This window comes from Pseudomonas sp. NFACC08-1 (assembly GCF_900106735.1).
In the GTDB taxonomy this organism is placed as follows: Bacteria; Pseudomonadota; Gammaproteobacteria; order Pseudomonadales; family Pseudomonadaceae; genus Aquipseudomonas; species Aquipseudomonas fluorescens_Q.
On sequence record NZ_FNNL01000002.1, the window covers coordinates 203,389 to 223,587 of the forward strand.

At 59.9% G+C, this 20,199-nt stretch carries 15 protein-coding genes and 3 pseudogenes; 11 read left to right on the plus strand and 7 right to left on the minus strand.

Features of this window, described 5'->3' with window-relative positions; genetic code table 11:
• Positions 1-6: 6 nt before the first annotated feature.
• Genes BLU76_RS04685 through BLU76_RS04700 form a run of 4 tightly spaced genes read right to left on the minus strand, consistent with a single transcriptional unit; the run spans position 7 to position 4,359 of the window.
• Entirely contained in the window at positions 7-1,509 is a 1,503-nt protein-coding gene (locus BLU76_RS04685; protein WP_092221641.1) for an ABC transporter substrate-binding protein, read from the minus strand.
• A complete protein-coding gene (locus BLU76_RS04690; RefSeq protein ID WP_092221643.1) occupies positions 1,506-2,624 on the minus strand; it encodes an ABC transporter ATP-binding protein in 1,119 nt (372 codons plus the stop codon). Before BLU76_RS04690 ends, BLU76_RS04685 begins: the two co-directional genes overlap by 4 nt.
• The gene (locus tag BLU76_RS04695; RefSeq protein WP_092221645.1) at positions 2,621-3,625 is read right to left on the minus strand and encodes an ABC transporter ATP-binding protein; all 1,005 of its coding nucleotides are present in this window, start codon (positions 3,623-3,625) and stop codon (positions 2,621-2,623) included. The genes BLU76_RS04690 and BLU76_RS04695 overlap by 4 nt, the downstream gene beginning before the upstream one ends.
• Positions 3,622-4,359 carry a FadR/GntR family transcriptional regulator gene (locus BLU76_RS04700; protein WP_092142572.1) on the minus strand — a complete coding sequence of 246 codons (738 nt, stop codon included), beginning with the start codon at positions 4,357-4,359 and terminating at the stop codon, positions 3,622-3,624. The genes BLU76_RS04695 and BLU76_RS04700 overlap by 4 nt, the downstream gene beginning before the upstream one ends.
• Before the next feature lie 676 nt (positions 4,360-5,035).
• On the opposite strand from BLU76_RS04700, the gene BLU76_RS04705 reads away from it, so the two are divergent.
• A complete protein-coding gene (locus tag BLU76_RS04705) occupies positions 5,036-5,326 on the plus strand; it encodes a DUF3144 domain-containing protein (RefSeq protein WP_092142569.1) in 291 nt (96 codons plus the stop codon).
• A 167-nt stretch (positions 5,327-5,493) separates the two neighbouring features.
• Here the strand turns inward: BLU76_RS04705 and BLU76_RS04710 are convergent, their stop codons facing one another.
• Both BLU76_RS04710 and BLU76_RS04715 read right to left on the minus strand, forming a co-directional pair.
• Entirely contained in the window at positions 5,494-6,303 is an 810-nt protein-coding gene (locus tag BLU76_RS04710) for an isocitrate lyase/PEP mutase family protein (RefSeq protein WP_092221647.1), read from the minus strand.
• A 406-nt stretch (positions 6,304-6,709) separates the two neighbouring features.
• A complete protein-coding gene (locus tag BLU76_RS04715) occupies positions 6,710-7,429 on the minus strand; it encodes an SEL1-like repeat protein (RefSeq protein ID WP_256572640.1) in 720 nt (239 codons plus the stop codon).
• 570 nt (positions 7,430-7,999) lie between these two features.
• Between BLU76_RS04715 and BLU76_RS04720 the strand changes: the two genes are divergently transcribed.
• The 6 genes and pseudogenes from BLU76_RS04720 to BLU76_RS32170 form a co-directional block, all read left to right on the plus strand.
• Positions 8,000-8,776 carry an EAL domain-containing protein gene (locus BLU76_RS04720; protein WP_092221649.1) on the plus strand — a complete coding sequence of 259 codons (777 nt, stop codon included), beginning with the start codon at positions 8,000-8,002 and terminating at the stop codon, positions 8,774-8,776.
• A gap of 132 nt (positions 8,777-8,908) precedes the next feature.
• On the plus strand, positions 8,909-9,394 hold the full coding sequence (locus BLU76_RS04725; RefSeq protein ID WP_092221652.1) for a P-loop nucleotide/nucleoside kinase family protein: 486 nt from the start codon (positions 8,909-8,911) through the stop codon (positions 9,392-9,394).
• Positions 9,395-9,777: 383 nt separating this feature from the next.
• The gene (locus tag BLU76_RS04730) at positions 9,778-10,950 is read left to right on the plus strand and encodes an ABC transporter substrate-binding protein (RefSeq protein ID WP_092221654.1); all 1,173 of its coding nucleotides are present in this window, start codon (positions 9,778-9,780) and stop codon (positions 10,948-10,950) included.
• A 1,294-nt stretch (positions 10,951-12,244) separates the two neighbouring features.
• A pseudogene (locus tag BLU76_RS32160) lies at positions 12,245-13,294 on the plus strand (sensor histidine kinase); the annotation flags it as partial.
• A 210-nt stretch (positions 13,295-13,504) separates the two neighbouring features.
• A pseudogene (locus BLU76_RS32165) lies at positions 13,505-13,840 on the plus strand (response regulator transcription factor); the annotation flags it as partial.
• 519 nt (positions 13,841-14,359) lie between these two features.
• A pseudogene (locus BLU76_RS32170) lies at positions 14,360-14,701 on the plus strand (ATP-binding protein); the annotation flags it as partial.
• A gap of 25 nt (positions 14,702-14,726) precedes the next feature.
• On the opposite strand, the gene BLU76_RS04740 reads toward BLU76_RS32170, so the two are convergent.
• Positions 14,727-15,236 (minus strand): Lrp/AsnC family transcriptional regulator, encoded by a 510-nt coding sequence (locus BLU76_RS04740; RefSeq protein WP_063321819.1) that lies wholly within the window; start codon positions 15,234-15,236, stop codon positions 14,727-14,729.
• Positions 15,237-15,435: 199 nt separating this feature from the next.
• Between BLU76_RS04740 and BLU76_RS04745 the strand changes: the two genes are divergently transcribed.
• The 4 genes from BLU76_RS04745 to mdeB all read left to right on the plus strand — a co-directional run bounded on the left by BLU76_RS04745 (position 15,436) and on the right by mdeB (position 20,197).
• A complete protein-coding gene (locus tag BLU76_RS04745; RefSeq protein ID WP_072339314.1) occupies positions 15,436-16,452 on the plus strand; it encodes a 1-aminocyclopropane-1-carboxylate deaminase in 1,017 nt (338 codons plus the stop codon).
• Between the two features lie 124 nt (positions 16,453-16,576).
• Positions 16,577-17,035: a transketolase gene (locus tag BLU76_RS04750; RefSeq protein WP_092221658.1), complete on the plus strand. Its 459-nt coding sequence runs from the start codon at positions 16,577-16,579 to the stop codon at positions 17,033-17,035.
• A 46-nt stretch (positions 17,036-17,081) separates the two neighbouring features.
• Positions 17,082-17,504: a hypothetical protein gene (locus tag BLU76_RS04755; RefSeq protein ID WP_092142425.1), complete on the plus strand. Its 423-nt coding sequence runs from the start codon at positions 17,082-17,084 to the stop codon at positions 17,502-17,504.
• Positions 17,501-20,197 (plus strand): alpha-ketoglutarate dehydrogenase, encoded by a 2,697-nt coding sequence (gene mdeB, locus BLU76_RS04760; protein WP_092221660.1) that lies wholly within the window; start codon positions 17,501-17,503, stop codon positions 20,195-20,197. The genes BLU76_RS04755 and mdeB overlap by 4 nt, the downstream gene beginning before the upstream one ends.
• Positions 20,198-20,199 lie beyond the last annotated feature (2 nt).

The following is a 20,199-nucleotide window of genomic DNA, read 5'->3' on the forward strand; positions in this document are numbered from 1 at the left end:
TCACAGTCATGGCTTGAACGCGACGTTGTTCAGACGAATCAGGCCATCCGGGTTTGGCACGAAACCAGTCACGTTGTTACGCATGGCCATGATTCGCGGATCGAAATACAGGTACGCGGTCGGCACTTCGTCAGCCAGCAAACGCAGGGCTTCGTTGTACAGGGCCTGGCGCTGGGCAACATCGTTGACAGTGCGGGCCTTGTTCAACAGCTCGTCGAGTTTGGCGTTGCAGTATTTGCCGTCGTTCTGGCCGCCCTTGCAGGTCACGAACTGGTGAATGTCGCCATCCGGATCAGGACGGCCCGACCAGGCGCTCATGCCGATCTGGAAGTTGCCGCTTTGCTGTTCGCTCAGCATGGTGGCGTATTCAGTGGCAATCAGATTGACCTTGAAACCCGCTTCTTCAGCCATGGCCTGAATGATCTGCCCGACCTGTTGTGCGATAGGGTTGTTGGCGACTTTCAGGTCCACTGCCAGTGGCAGCTTCACGCCTGCTTCGGCCAGCAAGGCCTTGCTCTTTTCCACATCGCGGGTCGGGATCGGCAGATCCTTGTCGTAGTACGGGCTGTTTTTCGGAAACGGCTGGGCGCTCGGCGCATACAGGCCTTCGAACACCACCTGGTTGATCGCATCACGGTCGATGGACCGCTCGAATGCCTTGCGCACACGCTTGTCTTTGCCCATCGGCGAGTTGGCCTTTTCGCCGTTGTTAATGTTGAACATCAACTGCATGTAGCCAAGTCCTGGCGTGTTATAGACCGCCAGCTTGCTGTCCGCCTTGGCGGTTTTCACGTCGGTGGGGGCAACCCGTTCGATGATGTCCAGGTCGCCGGAACGCAGGTTGGCCAGACGCACCGAGGTGTCCGGAATCGGCAGGAAAATCACCTTGTCGAAGTGATAAGCCTGCTTGTTCCAGTAGTTGTCGAAGCGCTCCAGCACAATGCGATCCTGCTGCACGCGCTGGACGAATTTGTAAGGGCCGGAGCACACCGGTTTGGAGGCGAACTCACCCTGGGCGGCCTTCGGCGCAAGCATCATTCCGGCGCGGTCCGAGAGTTGGGAGACCAGGGTGGCGTCCGCTTGCTTGAGTTTGATGGCAACGGTTTTGGCGTCTATCACTTCAACGCTGTCCACCGAGGCCAGCTCGCTCTTGCGCAGGGAGTCGGGCAGGGTGCGAGCGCGGTCCAGGTTGAACTTCACCGAGGCAGCATCGAACGCTTCGCCGTCGTGGTAAGTCACGCCTTCGCGCAGAGTCATGGTCAGGGTCTTGCCGTCTTCGCTCCAGTTCCAGGCAGTGGCCAGTTGTGGGGCGTAGGTCAGGTCCGGGTTCACATCCACCAGCTTGTCGCACAGTGCGGTATAGACCAGACGGCCCGAATAGGTACGCGAACGATGCGGGTCGAGCCCATCAGGATCGTCCTGAATGCCGATGCGCAGGGTGGATTCGGCAAAGGCGGCGTTGGCGGCCAGCAATAACAAGGTTCCTGTCATGACGCGTGAAATTTTCATGGCTGGCTCTCCACTGCAAGGGATTGATGGTTCTTGAACAGATTCAGGCGCTGGGTGTAAGCAGCGCTGGGTGTCGGCAAAATCAGGGTGCCTGCACCGGCATGGGCGATTTCACGCCAGAAGTGGCACGCCACCTGACGCTCGGCCTCGACGGTTTCCATCACCGGCACCACTTCTTTGCACAGCGCCCGGGCGTGCGGGCAGCGGGTATGGAAGCGGCAACCCGATGGCGGGCGACTCGGGCTCGGCATGTCGCCGCCCAGCAATGGGCGCGGCCGGCGCAGGTCCGGGTGGCTGACCGGCACGGCGGCCATAAGCGCCTGGGTGTAAGGGTGCAGAGGGTTTTCAAACAGGCCGTTGACCGGCGCCAGTTCGACGATTTCCCCCAAGTACATCACGGCTACCCGGTCGCTCATGTGGCGGATCACGGCCAGGCCGTGGGCGACAATCACCAGGGTCAGACCGAATTGATGCTTGAGGTCTTCCAGCAGGTTGACGACTTGCGCCTGCACCGAAACGTCCAGCGCGGACACGGGTTCGTCGCCCAGAATCAAACGCGGGTCAGACGCCAGGGCCCTCGCAATGCCGATGCGCTGACGCTGGCCACCGGAGAACTCGTGAGGGTGGCGGCCGCCGTGCTCGGGCGCCAGGCCCACGGTGCGCAGCAACTCGGCGACTTTGGCCTGGCGGTCGCTGCGGCTGGCATCGCTGTGCAGCCAGATAGGCTCACCGACGATGGATTCCACAGTCATGCGCGGATTGAGCGAGGCAAACGGATCCTGAAAGATGATCTGCAAATTACGCCGCACCTGGCGCAGCTTCTCCGGGGTCAGATTGGCCAGGTTACGGCCTTCATAAATGACGTCGCCCGCCGTAGGTTTGAGCAGGTTGAGCAGCAGGCGGCCGAGGGTTGATTTACCCGAGCCGGACTCGCCCACCAGCGCCAGGGTCTCCCCTTTGCGCACCGACAGATTGACCTGGTTGACCGCTTGCACCGGCGGCTTCTTGCGCTGGAACAAGCCGCTTTCCACCCCGAAGTGTTTGCTCAGGTCGATGCTTTCGAGAATGATCTCAGGGCTTGCACGCTCAACTATTTGGCGTTCAGAAAGGCTCACGCGCTGACTCCCATATGCTGCTCCAGTGGCGCACGAATGCACGCGGCGAAATGTCCGGGGGAGAGCTCAAGCAGCGGCGGGCGCGCCTCGCGACATGCCTGAATCACAAAAGGGCAGCGCCCGGCGAATCGGCAACCGGTGGGCATTTGCGCAGGCGTCGGGACGCGACCATTGATGGTTGCCAGACGACCTTCACGCGGGCCAATCGATGGCATCGAACCCATCAGGCCGATGGTGTACGGGTGCTGCGGGTCATCGAACAGGGTTTTTACCGGACCGCTTTCCACCACTCGCCCGGCGTACATCACCATCACGTCGTCAGCGACCTCGGCGACCACGCCCAGATCATGGGTGATCAGGATCATGGCCGTGCCGGTTTCAGCCTGCAGATTGGCGATCAGCGACAGGATCTGCGCCTGAATGGTCACGTCCAGGGCGGTGGTGGGTTCGTCGGCAATGATCAGCGCCGGATCGTTGGCCAGGGCCATGGCAATCATTGCCCGCTGCCGCATGCCGCCGGACAGTTCATGGGGGTAGGCGTCCAGGCGTTGCGCGGCGTCAGGCACGCGGACCTTTTCGAGCATTTGCAGGGCGCGCTGACGGGCGTCCTTGGCCGACAGACCCTGATGGCGGATCACGCTTTCGGCGATCTGCTCGCCAATGGTGAAGACCGGGTTCAAGGAGGTCATGGGCTCCTGGAAAATCATCGCCATGCGGTTGCCGCGCACATCCAGCAAGCGCTCGTCGGGCATGCCCAGCAAGGCTTCATCGAGCAGAGCGGACGTACGGGCGGCGATCTTGGCGGTGTCGGGCAGCAAGCCCATCAGCGCCATGGACGTAACGCTTTTACCACACCCGGACTCTCCGACGATGGCCAGGGTCTTGCCGCGCTGGACCGCGAACGAGACGCCGTCCACGACATTGGCGGGTGCGCCTGCAAAGCACACGGTCAAGTTGCTGACACTCAATACCGTGTCGGTGGCCTGAGTTGTGGTGCTCATAAACTTGCCTCCAGATCTTGATTGATGACGTTGTCCAGCGCCTGTTGCAGCGCGCGCAAATGGCCACGCATGGCCGTGGCGGCCTTGATCGGATCACGGTTTTCGATAGCGTCGACAATGTCGTTGTGGTCGTGGCTGTAGGCGTCGAGGCGGTCGGCGTTGCGAGCCCGCTGACGCAGGTCACGCCAGGCCGGGTCGAGCCGGATCGCATCGAGCATTTCAAAGATATCCAGCATCAGGCGATTACCTGCGGCCTCGGCGATCCCGCGGTGTAGGGCGCTGTCCCACAGCTCAATGCCCTCGGCATCGGCAGGCTCGGCGGCCTGTTGGTGTCTGGTGCGTTCGGCAAGGCGGCGCAAAATTGCTATCTGGTCGCCGTTGGCTCGAACCGCCGCCAGGGACGCCAGTGCAGGCTCCAGATGCAGGCGCGCTTCCATAACCTCGCTGAAGTTAGTCCGCCCGGATAACCGGGCAAAGCTCATGGCCGCACTGGGTGGAGTAGGGCCGACGAAGGTTCCTTTGCCCTGGCGCCGCCAGATCTGCCCTTCGGCTTCCAGCACCGCCAGCGCCCGCCGGATGGCCCGGCGACTGAGGCCAAAATCGGCGGCCAGGTCCCGCTCGGTCGGCAATGCCCGGTGCGGGAAGGCAGCATGTTGCGCAACCATCTGCCGCAAGGCATCCAGCGCTAGTTTCGAAGTGTTGTCGATGGGTGTGTCAGGGTCGAACCTTTGCATCGTGGTACTCGCGCCAGAGTATAAAAAACGGCTCCGAGCTGACTGTGGGCAGGAGATCGAGGCAAAAGGGTAAGTGCAAGCGTGATGCCAATTGAAATTGGTTCGCCTCGGGATTAGCGCTATGTGCGTAGCTATTACTCAGGAGCAGCGGCGGCGGGGGCCGATAAGCAAGGGTTCGTCGGGTTGGTTCAGGGGATTAAAGAGGATTGGTTCGTGGATCATTGAACCAATTTCCGCTGCTTATGCAGATTGTGCATCGATTCGTGCGTAGTGCGCCGGGGTGGTGCTTGGTATTGATCTGTTAATACCTAAACATAGACTTCGCAATGCAACTGTCCGCCATGCACGTCCCCTTTTAAGCTTTCACACAGTGCGCAAAAATTGTGCGAATGGGGATAGATCGACTTTAAACATCAACGTTTCCGGGGAATGCTCAGCCGCGAAGGTAAGGTTTGGCTCGACACAGCAACGGGTGACCACACCAGTGAACACCAAATTAGTAATGCCCACTCGGCCGCTTGGGTTGGCCGCGAAAGGGGTGCCAATGTCTGGCCGGTATCGGGCTTAAACGATCAACGCTCGCACTGATGAGCGATCAATACCTCTTGAGGCATCTGCAATCCTGCCGGCGGTTATGTTCCAATGACGCCCCTCATTTGCTTACCGGAGCTTTACCATGGCCGACGCTACGGACCACGCCTTCTATGACCGCGCAGACGCCCATATTGAGTTGTCAAACGAACAGCTTAAAACCTATGGGAACCTCGGTGAGATCAGCGCCTCGATGATGTTTGGCACATCACGTTTCAACGCATGGGCCAGTGCGCAGAACTTCAATTCCGGTGCCGAAATGGCCGATGCGAGGGAGGCATTGCTGAAGTATTTCTGTGATCAGTATCGGATGATGCTTGAGGATAATTTGGATGATCACATCAATAATTTCGGTCAGTACAGGCTGGGCAAGTAGGCCGTCGGGACGGAAACCAATAACCATACGCTGTGGGTCTCCTGAATCCTTCCCGTCAGCCCCTGGAATCGATCAGTGCAACACACGGGTTAGGTGGGGTATGGCCAGAAAAATCGTTGACCCATCGGGCGAGTAAACGAATTGTGCCCCTCGTCCGCAGGACAGCATCACTCGGTTTTAACCGCCATCAAAGCGTTCAATTCGCCGTATGTGTGGGCTTTCAAGGTTTGGGTGTCGAGTTGGCCATTGTCCAGGAAGCTGCGGACCAATGCTCCCATGGCGCCGTGCAGAAACTCGGCGATGCTGGAGCCCGCGCTGAGTCGTCTGACGCCCAGGCGCTTCAATTCGTCAGGGTAGGGCAGTCCGTCCCGGGACAGCAGGTTGACGGGTAGTTTGGTCTCCTGACAGAGGGTGGCAATTTCGTTCGGATCGACCACGCCAGCGGCAAACAGGCCGTCCGCCCCGGCGCTGGCATACAGTGCGGTGCGCTTCAGGAGTTCCTCCAGGCGTTGTTCGGCGGGGAAAAGGTTCTTCAGGTAGACGTCGGTCCGTACGTTGATGAACAGCTTGACGCCCGCCTGGTTTGCCACCTTTCTCGCGACATCAATCTTGCGAACAAGCAGCTCTGGAGAGCCCAGGCCGTCTTCGATGTTGATCCCGACCGCCCCGGCGGCGATGACTGTGTTGATTACTCGGCCGACCTGCTCCAGGTCATCGGAGTAGCCGCCTTCGATATCCACCGTGAGCGGTACGCTGAGCACCCGTGCCATCGACTTGACGGTGGTGCTCAGGAGGTCGAGAGGCAACTTGTTGCCATCCTGATAACCGTGGGACCAGGCCATGGCCGCGCTGCTGGTCGCTACCGCCTTGCCGCCCAAGCTTTCGACGATGCGCGCACCGCCCGCATCGGCCACATTGGCCAAGACCAGCAGTCCGTTCTGATGCAGATTGTGAAAAGCGGTATCCAGTGCAGTCATGACAATCCAATTCCTTTGAAAGTTGTGCCTTTAATGGCGAGGGACGGTGTGTTAGAGGCCGGTTGTGCAATGCACGTTGCTTAAGTATGGGGCATCTGTGACGTAAGCATGCCACTTCGGGGAGGGTTGGAGTTAAAAACGCAAGGTCCGGCGGGGAGCGATCTACGACTCGCAGCTGCTTTCCAATACCTCAGCATTTCCTTGAGGTGATTTTCTGTAGGCGCAACAGCAGATTTACCCTCCATTGTGTCTTCTCCTCGGGTAACAACCGCATTGGGTCAGCAGGAGTAATAGTTCAATCGGTGGGCGCGCGCTTTTCTGGAGAGCGAAAGGAGCGCAAAAGGTCCCACGACCCTCGCCCTTGCCTCTGAGCAACCGCCATGCATTGGAACCAGCAATAGGGGGACTATTTAAGATATTCCATGCGTCGTTTGGCCCTGTAACAGTCATTGATATCGATAGCTTTCTGGTAATACTCCAAGCGACGCGCACGATTGCTGTCGCCCTGTAGGCGGTAGATTTCAGCTTGATAATCACGACCGTTGCCCCATTGCATGGCGAAACCCACAGGTTCCTCAGGCTTGCATTCAAGCCGGACAACTGGTTGTGGAAAATACTTTTCGTAGAGTGGCATGCTGGTTTCTATGGCCTGCAAGGTTTCTTGGTACTCGGGCGTATCGGTAAACGCCAAGCACCAGGAGGCAATTTCAAGTGCTGGAGGGGCAAAACCCTGGGCGAGGCTTCGTTCGAACAAGGGGCAAGCTTTCTCTTTGATCACTTCGCTCGGAGACAGCATCGCGTAAATCAAACCGAGACGATATTGGGCTACGGGATGATCAAGGGCCGCTGCTTGTTCAAGCAAGGTAAAGGCAGGTTGGAGTAGCGCACCTCCTTCTTCGGCTAGGGTTAGGGAGCGCTGTCTCTCCTCTTCGCTTGTTGTTGGGGTATCAGCTGTCACTGCTTCGAGCTTGGCATTCGCTTGTAGTAGGTATGGAACAGCTTCTTGGTAAAGGCTCTCGGCACGAGGATCTATATGCAGTGTGCTGGCCAGGCTCAACTGTGGCAGCAGACAAGTTAGTAGGGTGTAGCTCCAACGATGTAGGTACACAAATTGGCCTTCTTGCATCAGCTATTGGGGGGCGGTCTAGACAAACTGCCTGGCGGTTTTTTGGCCGGCCGCCGGCTAGTATCGGCCGGTTCGGTTGAAAAATTAGCTCCGGGTTACGTCATACGCCATCACCACACGCGGCGGCCAGGAAGAGGCGCGCCGAATCGTGACGCGCTTCGATAAACTCGCGAAAAGCTACGCTGCCATAGTTTCACTGGCGTTCCATGCAGTGCGTGCGAAATCTCTTTTCGTGCAGGGCTTGGTGCACAGGCATCAAGTCAACCCAGCCTTAATGCCGCCAATAATGTTCCATTAATGCCAATGCCTCTTCTTTGTCGCGAGCGATAAGTGCATCAGCGATTCTAGCGTGCAAACGTTTGATTCGTTCGACCACTGCATTTCGATGAGAGATTGCCGCGTCAATGTCTGACCTGGTCAGGGGGCGCGCGCCCGTGGAGCGGAACCAAGGTGAGCGGTGGGGCCGGCCGATAGTGTTTCAGAAACTTCGGCCCGCGCCGACTCAGGTGGTGTCGGCTACAGTTCCTTGTAACCGCAGGAATGTATCACGACCGCCACGGAATATTGATCATGACGAAATGCCCTCCGTTCCAATCGCTTGGCTGCGCCGAATGCCGCAACCACGAGGCGTTGGGGTTTGATTTCACTATGGCCTTCCAGCCTATTTTCAACGTTCGGACACACGCTGCGTTTGCTTATGAGGCATTGGTCAGAGGCGTCAATGGCGAATCGGCTGGCCACATCCTGGGGCTCGTGAACGACAGCAACCGCTACCGATTCGACCAGGCCTGCCGGGTGAAAGCCATCGAGGAAGCCGCAAGGCTGGGCCTGCTGGAGATTCCCGATTGCTTGTTGAGCATTAATTTCCTGCCCAACGCCGTATACCGGCCGGAGACATGTATCCGGGCCACCCTGGAAGCGGCGCGCCTGACCCATTTTCCGCCAGAGAGGCTCATGTTCGAAGTGACCGAAGGCGAGAAGGTGGTAGACCCCGAGCACCTCAAATCGATTTTCGTGGAGTACGAGCGCCAAGGTTTCATTACCGCCGTCGACGATTTTGGCGCGGGCTATTCGGGCCTTAACCTGCTGGCCATGTTCCAACCGCAGGTGCTGAAGATTGACATGGCACTGACCCGAGGCATCGATCAAGATTCGGTCAAACAAGCGATCGTCGAAGGCATCATCCTGGTCGCCAGGCGCTTGGATATCCTGGTCATCGCCGAAGGTGTCGAGACGCGTGAAGAAAGCTCGACGCTTCTAGGCATGGGGATCGAGCTCATGCAGGGATACTTGTATGCAAGGCCCGAGGTCGGTCATCTCCCGGCTGGATGCTTTGACTTGGGTTGATGTGTCCAGGCCCTTCATCATGTTTCCTGATGGGTGTGAACACTGCGAGTCCGTTGCCCATTCGCCATTCACCGCATTGTGCCCATGATATTCGATGGGCCATTATCGGACCTCGACATAAGGACACGTCCCATGCCCACACCTGTACTCCACCTCTTGTGCGGTAAAATCGCTTCGGGAAAATCCACGCTGGCCCGATCGTTAAAGGCTGAGCATTCAGCCATTTTGTTGAGCGAAGATCACTGGCTTTCAAGGCTCTACCCTGATCAGATCAAATCGGTAGCGGACTACATCCTGCATGCGCAGCGGATCCGGGATGTCCTGGGGCCGCTGGTCATCGACATGCTCTCGACGGGGGCTCCCGTGGTTCTCGATTTTCCTGCCAACACTCCGGCAGATCGTCATTGGCTACGCAGCCTGGCTGACGCTGCGAAAGTCCCTCACCGTGTTCACTACGTCGAGGTGGACGATGACACCTGCCGTCGCAGGCTGCACCACAGGAATGCCCGTGGCGAGCATGACTTCGCAGCCACTGATGCTGAATTCGACCTGATCACGAGCTACTTTCGTGCCCCCGACCAGGCGGAAGGGCTGGATGTTGTCATGCACCGAGTTTGATCCGTTGAACATGTCGGGGCATTAAAGGTGGGTTTGCAGCTCGCGAAATACAGGGCATCGAATCCATAGGTTCGCTACGGCAGGCGTGCTTCACGATGCCATCCAGTTATCCAAGAAATCCGTGAGTATGTCTGTGGATAACCGAGCAGATGCCCGATAGGCAGGGCGTTTTAACGGGCGCTCAAAAAATGTACAGGCAGGTTGGCATCACCCTCCCGCCATAGGCCATTCAATCCTGCTAAACGTGAACTGCGTTGTGAGGCACTCAGTTGGCTGAAATCCTTCCATGGCCGCGCGCGAAGCGGGCACGTTGAGACTATGCTCATTGCCACTGCAGGCAATGTACTGGTTTCACTTGTCGCCCACTAAGGAAAGGAGTCTGTATGTGTCTGGTTCTTCATGCCTGGTTCTATTACCTGAATGGTCGAATGCGCAGTCTGGTAACGCGTGTCCATCGGCGTATTTCGAACACTCACCAAATCTTCTGGCGCTTGGCCGGCTTCGTGACTGGGCTGGCGCTGGTTGCTGTCAATCCAGCCCACGCTGCCGACGGTGGCATCGCCGGCGGCCCTACCGCGAGCTATAGCATTGCCTTCAGCAACTCCTACGCGGGCAGCGATTTCCGCAAGGTGATGGTGCGCAACTGGCAGGAGATTGCGGTCCAGGCGCAAAAGGATGGCTTGATCCGCGAGGCTCCGGTGGTCAGTGCCAATAACTCGGCCTCGGAACAAGCGGCCCATATCCAGGACATGATCGTCAAGGGTGCCAACGCCATCGTCATCCTGGCCGCGTCCGACACGGCTCTCAACGGCGTGATCCGCGATGCTTGCAACGCTGGCATCGTGGTGGTCGTCATGGCCAGCCTGGTCACCGAACCCTGCGTCTATACCGTGGACTACAACTGGTCCGCCATGGGGCGCGTGGAAATGGACTATATCGCCGGGCGCCTCAAGGGGAACGGAACGCTGCTGGAGATTCGCGGCATTGCCGGCGATGCCACCGATAAAAACATCAGCGACGGCATCCGCAAGGCCGCTAGCGACTATCCGGGCCTGAAGTTCGCCAAGACGGTATACGGGAACTGGACGGCTTCTGTCGCACGCAAGGAGGTGGCGTTGGCGCTGCCGTCGCTGCCCAGTATTGATGCCGTCGCGACTCAGGGGGGCGACGGTTATGGCGCGGCCATGGCGTTCAAGGCGGCGGGACGCCCTTTGCCAATCATCGTGATGGGGAACCGTCAGGACGAACTCGCCCTGTGGAAACAGGAGCGCGATGCCAATGGCTACGAGACCGTCTCTGTCTCCGCTTCCCCGAGCGTCTCCCAGGTGGGTTTCTGGGTGGCCCAGCAGATTCTGGCGGGCAAGCAGGTGCCGAAGTTCGTCGAAGTGCCGCTGGTGCGTATCGATGGGAAAGACCTGGACGCCTGGCTCGCCACGATGCCGGTGGGCGGCGCCGCCAATCCTTCCTATGACCAGGCTTCCGTTGCGGCGATGATTGACGCAGCCATCAGCAATACGGCGCCGCCGACGCCTTTGCCGGAGGTGACGAAGCAGTAGTGGCAGGCGTGGAGCGGGGAGGCGAGGCGCCATGTTGACATTCAAATCCTCCACAGACAGGCCCATCGCCGTCAGGATTGGCCTGGCGGTCGCCGCGCTGGTGTTCCTGATGCTGGTGGTATCGCTGGTGAACCTCTATGGCCTGCGAGGCATGGTGCGTGCGGTGGATTCCGCCAGCCATTCCGCGGAAATTCTGGCCTCGGTCAACGGGGCCACCGGGCGGGTGGAAAACTTCATCGCCACCCGCGACCAGGAAAGCCTGTCCCAGGCCGAAGGTATGGTGGCGACGGCTATCGCCGGCCTCACCGCCATTCCGGTGGCCGAGGCGCAATCGCTCAAAGGCAGTCTGGAAAGACTCGCCGCGGCAATCGCCGCCTTGCGCGCGGCGACCCTGACCATGGATGGCGAAACGGAGAACATGACAGCCCACTACGGGCGGATGCGAGAGGCGACGATCCTCGTCGAACAGGGCATCGCTGATGGGATGAAGGGGCTTGAGTCCCGCACCGCTGCGCACGAGGCGCGGGTGAGCAACATCGAAAGCGCCCATCGCATCCTGGATATCCTGCGCAACGGCGAACGGATCATCACCGCCAACGTGGCCAGGATGCTGGTGACTGGTGACGGGACGGCTGCCACCGCGGCACGGAACGCCAGCGCGGCACTCCGCCCCGTGGTCGAACAATTGCGCGAGTTGATGGGGGCACCGCAGGAGAGAGAGGCCCTGGACCAGTTGGCCACGGCGCTCGACGCTGCCAGCGTGGCGGTCGAGCATCTTGGCGAGGCGCCCAAGCTCCGGGGAGGTGAGGCTTTGCGGCATCTCGCCGCCGCCGGGGATGCGGCCGAGCGCCTCGAGACAATGTTGGAGGAAGTGGAAGGGCATGTTGACCATGACGCCAGCGACATTCAGGCAGCAACCGGTTTACTGCGAAATGCCGCCGCGTTGTCCAAGCGTTTCGCCGAGCGTGTGGCCACCCTGGAGGCGCAGACCTTGTCGTTTCGCCTGTCACCGTCGGCCGAGGTCGCTGGCTCTGTCGGCCACATCCTGGACGAGCTCTCCCGGCTCGCTCGGGTTCTCCCTGCGTCTGTGGGGTTGCAAGCCAAGACGGCGCCCTTGACAGTCAGCGAACAGATCGCCGGCTACCGGGCGGCGTTCGCCAGGTTCCATCAGGCGAGCAACGCCTTGGGCGACGCGCGCGACCAGGTTCGCAACGAGGCACGCAGCGCCGGACTGTTAGTAGCGCGCTTCGCTGGTCAAGCGCGCTCCGACGCCTTGGTCCACAATGATCGCGGCATGCTTGCGACGATCGTTGCGGGTACCGTCGCCATCCTGCTGGCCGGCGCCATCGCCTGGAGCACATCGCGATTTGTCGCGCAGCCCATCGTGGCCCTGGCCTCGGTCATGCGCCGGCTGGCGGCTGGCGACCTGAACGCCGAGATCGCCAGCGCCGAACGCGGCGACGAGATTGGCATCATGACCCGCGCCGTACGGGTGTTCCAGGAGAATGCCCTGCGCATCCGGGTGTTGGAGGCCGAGGCCGAAGCCGAACGACAGCAAGTCCAGGCCTCTTTGGAGAGAATGGTCGCTGAACGGACCGACGCGCTGCACCACCAGACCGAGGTGCTGGAGGCACAGGCCATCGAACTCATTCAGGCGCGCAACCAGGCCGAGACGGCTAACCAGGCAAAGAGCGATTTCGTGGCCACGGTCAGCCACGAACTGCGCACCCCCCTGACCCTCATTCTCGCTCCGTTGGAGCAACTCAGGGCGGCGACGACCCCGCCGGCGGACTGGCATGTGCAAGTCGACCGCGCCCAACGCAACGCGCTGCGCTTGATGAACCGAGTGAACGACATCCTCGATTTCTCCAAGGCCGAAGCGGGCAAGTTCGAGTTGTGTCCGATGCCCGTGGACTTGAACAAGACAGTGGGTGTGCTGGCCGAGGATGCCGCCATGGTGGCTGAGGGCAAAGGCTGCACCTTGACCTGCAGCATCGATCCCGCGCTCGGCACGGTGTTCCTGGACCCCCGGCACTTCGAGAAGATTCTCCTCAATCTGGTGAGCAATGCCATCAAGTTCACGCCCGCTGGCGGCACCGTGCACGTGGCAGTGACCGCGATTGATGGCGAGCGATTCGAGCTCGCGGTGCAAGACTCGGGGATTGGCATTGCGCCTGACAAACTGCCGTTGCTGTTCCAGCGTTTTTCCCAGATCGACAATTCCGCCACGCGCCATTACAGCGGCACCGGCATCGGTCTCGCCCTGGTCAAGGATCTGGTCAAATTGATGGGGGGCGAAGTCGGCGTCAATAGCGAGCCCGGACGGGGTTCGTGCTTCTTTGTTCGACTTCCGCTGGGGGCCGAGCAAGACACTGTACCGGGCGAAACCAGCAATATGCACGAGCGATCGTCACTGAGCACAGCAAGCACAACCGAGCAGCGCCACCTGCATTTCGACGACGGCCGCCATGGCAGTCGCAATGACCGGGCGCCGATGGAAGACGCGGTCGAGCAGCACTCGGAACACGCCTTGCGATCCAAAGTGCTCGTGGTAGACGACAGCCCGGAAATGCTTAGCTATCTGCGCGAGCTGTTGCGCGATGACTACAGCGTCGCCACCGCAACTGATGGAGAGCAGGCCTGGGCACTCCTGCAGCGTCGGCCCATCGATGTCGTCGTCTCGGATGTGATGATGCCAAAGCTCGACGGCTTTGGCTTGACGGCCAGAATCAAGGCCAGCGCCGGTTTCGCCCATTTGCCCGTGATCCTGGTGACCGCTCGCGGCGGTAGCGAGGCTTGCGTCTCCGGGCTGGAGAGTGGCGCCGATGACTATATCGCCAAACCCTTCTCGCCGCTGGAGCTCAAGGCTCGCGTACGCGCGGCGCTACGAATGGGCCAGGTGCAAACCGAACTGAATGCTAAATCTCGTCAGGCGGGCATGGCCGAAATCGCCACGACTGTGCTGCACAACGTCGGCAACGTCCTCAACAGCGTGAACGTATCGGCAGAACTGGTCAGCAGCCAGATGCGCACCTCCAAAGCCCAGGGGCTGGGCAAGGTGGCTCAACTGCTGAGCGAACACGTCCATGACCTGAGCGATTTTCTCACCAGGGACCACAAAGGGAAGATGCTGCCCGACTACCTGCTCAGGTTGGCGAAAGTGGTGACGGAGGAGCAACAGGGCATCATCGAAGAACTTGGGCAACTCACCAAGGGCATTGACCACATCAAAACCATTGTCGCAGCCCAGCAGTCCTATGCCGTTGCCGTCAGTATTGTCGAGACAGTGCCGGTCGCAGAGTTAATCGACGATGCCTTGCGCATGAGTGCTGGATTACTGGCGCGCCAGGAGGTGACGATGGTCAAGAACATTGCCGACTTGCCCCTGCTGGCGCTGGATCGGCACCGGGTGCTGCTGATTCTGGTGAACCTGATCGGCAATGCCAAGCAGGCGTTGGACGGCGTGATCGATCGCAGCCCATGCGTCACGTTCAGCGTGTCCCTCGTTGAAGGGTCAGTATTGCGTATCACGGTGGCCGACAACGGCAATGGGATTGCGCCTGAGCACCTGAAGCGTATTTTTACCCATGGCTTCACGACGCGCAAAGACGGTCACGGTTTTGGCCTGCACAGCTGCGCGCTGGCCGCGCAGGAAATGGGTGGCAGCTTGACCGTGCACAGCGACGGGGTTGGACAGGGCGCAACCTTTACCCTCGATATTCCTCTTGATGCTTCGCTGAGTAAGCAATGAAGAGCTGCCCAGCCTGACTGGCGCCTCAAAGGGGAATGTGGGTGGTCGACAAGACCTGGCGCAACCCCATGAACGAGCGAATCTGGCGAACCCCGGGCAGGTAAAGTAGTTGCTCCGCGTGGAGCCGGTTGAAGCTGTTGCTGTCCTTGGTTCGTATCAACATGAAGTAGTCGAACTCCCCGGTCACCACATGGCATTCCATGCAGCCGGACACTTTTTGCGCGGCCGCTTCGAATGCGGCGAAGGACTCCGGTGTGGAACGGTCCAGCACCACGCCGATCAAGACCACCATCCCCGCATCCAGCGCTTCATTGTCCAGCAGTGCGACGATGTGCTTGATCAGGCCGGCCTGCTTGAGCCGTTCGACGCGTCGCAGGCAGGCTGGCGCGCTCAGTTTGACCTTCTCTGCCAGCGCCACATTGGAGATGGAGGCATCTCGCTGCAGGGCCTTGAGAATGGCGCGGTCGGTTCGATCCAGCGGCTGCGGCGTCGAGGCTGTTTCGGTCGGCTTCTTGCGAGTGTTTATTGCGCTCATATGTATTTCTACGCAGTAAAAGTATGTTTGATGGTTTTTTCTGAAAATTATGTTTCTTTAATTGCTAATAATTTGCAATACATATTTTTCGATTTCTTCTTAGTATTGAACTCATCGAAGCCCCCGTGGAAGAGCCTGGAATGCAGCCCTTTGCTTCTCGGCCTGGCGCTTGGATATTCAATAATCGAGGAGCAGAGTCATGAACCTGAATCGTTTTAAACGTTATCCGTTGACCTTCGGTCCTTCTCCCATCACGCCCTTGAAGCGTCTCAGTGAACACCTGGGTGGCAAGGTCGAGCTGTATGCCAAGCGTGAAGATTGCAACAGTGGCCTGGCTTTCGGAGGGAACAAGACCCGCAAGCTCGAGTACCTGATTCCCGAAGCGATCGAGCAAGGCTGCGATACGCTGGTCTCCATCGGCGGCATCCAGTCGAACCAGACCCGCCAGGTCGCTGCCGTCGCTGCCCACTTGGGCATGAAGTGCGTGCTGGTGCAGGAAAACTGGGTGAACTATTCCGACGCGGTGTATGACCGGGTGGGCAACATCGAGATGTCGCGCATCATGGGGGCTGACGTACGACTGGACGCGGCAGGTTTCGATATTGGTATCCGGCCAAGTTGGGAAAAGGCCATGAGCGATGTCGTGGAGCAGGGTGGCAAGCCGTTCCCGATCCCGGCGGGTTGTTCCGAGCATCCCTATGGCGGCCTCGGGTTCGTCGGCTTTGCCGAGGAAGTGCGCGAGCAGGAAAAACAACTGGGCTTCACGTTCGACTACATCGTGGTCTGTTCCGTGACTGGCAGTACCCAGGCCGGCATGGTCGTCGGTTTCGCCGCGGACGGCCGCTCGAAGAACGTGATCGGCATCGATGCCTCGGCCAAGCCAGAGAAAACCAAGGCACAGATCCTGCGTATCGCCCGGCATACCGCAGAACTGGTGGAGTTGGGCCGCGAAATTACCGAAGAGGACGTGGTGCTCGATACGCGGTTTGCCTATCCGGAATACGGTTTGCCTAACGACGGCACGCTGGAAGCAATTCGCCTGTGCGGCAGCCTGGAAGGTGTGCTGACCGATCCGGTGTACGAAGGAAAATCCATGCACGGGATGATTGAAATGGTCCGCCGTGGCGAGTTCCCCGAAGGCTCGAAAGTGCTTTACGCGCATTTGGGCGGGGCGCCGGCGCTGAATGCCTACAGCTTCCTGTTCCGCAACGGCTGATTCACGCCAGTGACCTGTAGGCGAGCGCTTGCTCACGAGGCGGTGGCTTAGTCGGCATCAATGTTGAATGTCAGGATCGCCGCTCGGAGCAAGCCGCTGCAACCCAACCGCCGGGAGTACCGCCATGCATGGGATATCGCAATCCGCAGTCTGGATCAAGGAGCCTTCGGCGGATGCCGGAGTGGTCATCGTGACCAGCGCCGCGTTACCCAAATACATGATCGACAAGCTGCACGTGACGATAGATGACTGGGACCAGGTGGCTTATCTGGCCGTCACGCAATCCGAGGCGTTGTTGGTCGACTGGTTGCGGGTCGGGTCCAGTCCGGAGCCGTCTACCGGGGGCGACGCGTGTTATGCCCGCCAACTTTTGCGCTGCGTCCCCCACGGCAGCTTTTTACTGGAAGTCGGCACGGTGCCTGGCCTGACCTGGCTGGGATCCGTCTGCGGCCATCCGCTGCGCGTCCTCGAACTGGGAACGATAGCCTCATCCACTGCGGCGATGGACCGACAGGTGGAAGAAGTGTTATCGGCGACCCGGAGCCTGGCCAAAAGCGTGCTGCAGGCGCGTGGCGTCATTTAACCCAGTCCTCGTCAATTCGCCAGTTGAAACCAGAAAGGCAACGCTTATGAGCCGAACCGCCGAGGGTCGTATCCATGCAATGAAGTGGATGCGCGAGCCTTCCAGTTGTACGCGTATCGTGGTCATCGTGAGCGGACTCGATAGCGACCATATCGCTTTGATCCATCAGGGGTTCAGCTGTTTTGACAATGTTGCGCTGATCCATGTCGATACGGTGAATACCGTGAATGGCAAGCTGGTTGGCGTGCAAGTGGCCAAGAGTGACTACTGTTTTGTGGTGCTCGGTGAACTGGATGAGCGCTTCTTGCACGACCTTTCCATTGATCAGCCATGCCTCTATCCGGTCGCACCGGACGAGGCGGGCGAACGCTCCGTCATTGCGGCGGTAGAACAGGTAAAACGCCTCGCCCGAGTGAGCCACTCGCGCCACCTTGAAGCGATACCCGACACCAGCAGGAGTTGCCTATGAACCTGTCCAATCCCCATGCCCAGTGGCCGGCCCGGGCTGTCGAGGATGAAGAAATGGCCGAGTGGCGTGAGGCCTTGCTGTCGGTCGCCGCCCACGGCGGCACGGGCCGGGCCAAACAGATCCTCGACATGCTGCTGGCCGTGGCAAGCACTTCGGACATCGGCTGGCGACCCAGCCATGGTACCCCTTACATCAATACCATCAGCGTTGAGCAGCAACCGGCGTTTCCCGGGGATCTGGCCATGGAGGAGCGTCTGGCATCGATCATGCGCTGGAATGCCCTGGCGATGGTTGCCCGGGCCAATCACGCCTATGGCGAATTGGGCGGACACATCGCCAGTTATGCCAGTGCGGCGGATTTGTTTGAAGTGGGCTTCAATCACTTCTTCAAGGCGCGCACCCCAACCGGCGGCGGTGATCTGGTGTTCTACCAACCTCACTCGGCGCCAGGCGTCTATGCCCGGGCTTTCCTCGAGGGACGCCTGGAAGAAAAGGATCTGCAGTACTATCGACAAGAGATCGGCGCACGCGCCAATGGCGCCCGGGGGTTGTCGAGTTATCCGCATCCCTGGTTGATGCCGGACTTCTGGCAGTTCCCGACGGGCTCCATGGGGATCGGTCCGATCAGCTCGATCTACCAGGCGCGTTTCATGCGGTACCTGGAGCACCGCGGCCTGCAAAAGACCTCGGGGCGCACCGTCTGGGGCGTGTTTGGGGACGGTGAAATGGATGAGCCGGAAAGCATGTCGGCGCTGACCCTGGCGGCGCGCGAAGGGCTGGATAACCTGGTCTGGGTGGTCAATTGCAACCTGCAGCGCCTGGACGGCCCGGTGCGTGGCAACGGTCGCATCATCGACGAGCTCGAGGCGTTGTTCGGCGGTGCGGGCTGGAACGTGATCAAGCTGGTCTGGGGTTCCGACTGGGACAGATTGTTTGCCCGAGATAAGGACGGCGTGTTGGTCCGGGCCTTGTCGGCCACGGTCGATGGCCAGTTCCAGACGTTCGCGGCCAAGGATGGGCGCTTCAACCGTGAGCATTTCTTCGGCCAGGACGAAGCCCTGGCGCATTTGGCCGAAGGCCTGACCGACGAACAGATCGACCGCCTCAAGCGCGGTGGTCATGATCTGGTGAAGATTTTTGCCGCGTATCAAAGCGCAATGCTCGAGGGCAAGAAACCGACGGTTATCCTGGCCCAGACCAAGAAGGGCTTCGGCATGGGCGACGCCGGGCAGGGCAAGATGACCGTGCACCAGCAGAAGAAACTCGACAGTGAGGCGTTGATCGCGTTCCGCAATCGTTTCAACCTGCCATTGACCGATGAACAGGCCACCTCGCTGAGCTTCTTCAAGCCGAGCGACGACAGCGCGGAAATGCGCTACTTGCATGCACGGCGCCGGGCATTGGGCGGCTACATGCCTGCTCGATCTTCGGCCTGCGCGTCATTGGCCGTGCCCGACGTAAACAGCTACGCCGGGTTTGCCATCGCCGCCCAAGGCAAGGAAATGTCCACCACCATGGCCTTCGTGCGGATGCTCAGCGGCTTGCTCCGGGACAAGCAACTGGGGCCGCGCATCGTGCCGATCGTGGCGGATGAAGCGCGTACCTTCGGCATGGCCAGCCTGTTCAAGCAGATCGGCATCTACTCCAGCGTGGGGCAGCGTTACGAGCCGGAGGACATCGGTTCGATCCTCAGTTATCGGGAAGCCCTGGACGGGCAGATTCTCGAAGAGGGCATCAGCGAGGCGGGGGCGATCAGTTCCTGGGTGGCAGCGGCGACCAGCTATTCGGTGCATGGCTTGCCGATGCTGCCGTTCTACATCTACTACTCGATGTTCGGCTTCCAGCGCATCGGCGACCTGATCTGGGCGGCGGCGGATCAACGGGCTCGTGGTTTTCTGCTGGGCGCCACCGCGGGGCGGACAACCCTGGGGGGCGAAGGCTTGCAGCACCAGGACGGTAACAGTCACGTGATGGCGTCGATGGTGCCCAACTGTCGCGCCTATGATCCCGCGTTCGCGGGTGAATTCGCGGTGATCCTGGATCACGGCATGCGCCAGATGCTGGAGCGCCAGGTGGACGAGTTTTACTACGTCACCCTGATGAACGAGAACTACCCGCAGCCCAACCTTCCTGAAGGTGTCGAACAGGCCATTATCCAGGGCATGTACCTGTTTGCCCGGCATGAAGTCGAGGATGCGCGTGGGCGTGTTCAGTTATTGGGTTCCGGCGCCATCCTGGGCGAAGTGATTGCCGCCGCCGAGTTGCTGGCGAGCGATTGGGGTATCGACAGTCAGGTCTGGAGCGTGACCAGCTTCACCGAGTTGGCCCGGGATGCGCGTGAAGTGGAGCGCTGGAATCGCCTGCACCCCGGACAACCTGCCAAATGCAGTCATGTTCAGGAATGCCTCCACGACTCGACGCCGATCATTGCCTGTACCGATTACGTGCGCGCCTTGCCCCAGTTGATCGCCAGTTATCTCGATGGCCATTACACCGTACTCGGCACCGACGGGTTTGGCCGCAGCGATACCCGCCACCAACTGCGCAGGTTCTTCGAAGTGGACCGCCACCAGATCGTCCTGAGTGCGCTGACCTCCCTGGTGCATGAGGGGCGTCTGGACGCCAGTGTCTGTGCCGAGGCCATTGAACGCTACGCCATTGACGTTGACGCCGTGGCCCCTTGGGAGGCTTGAAG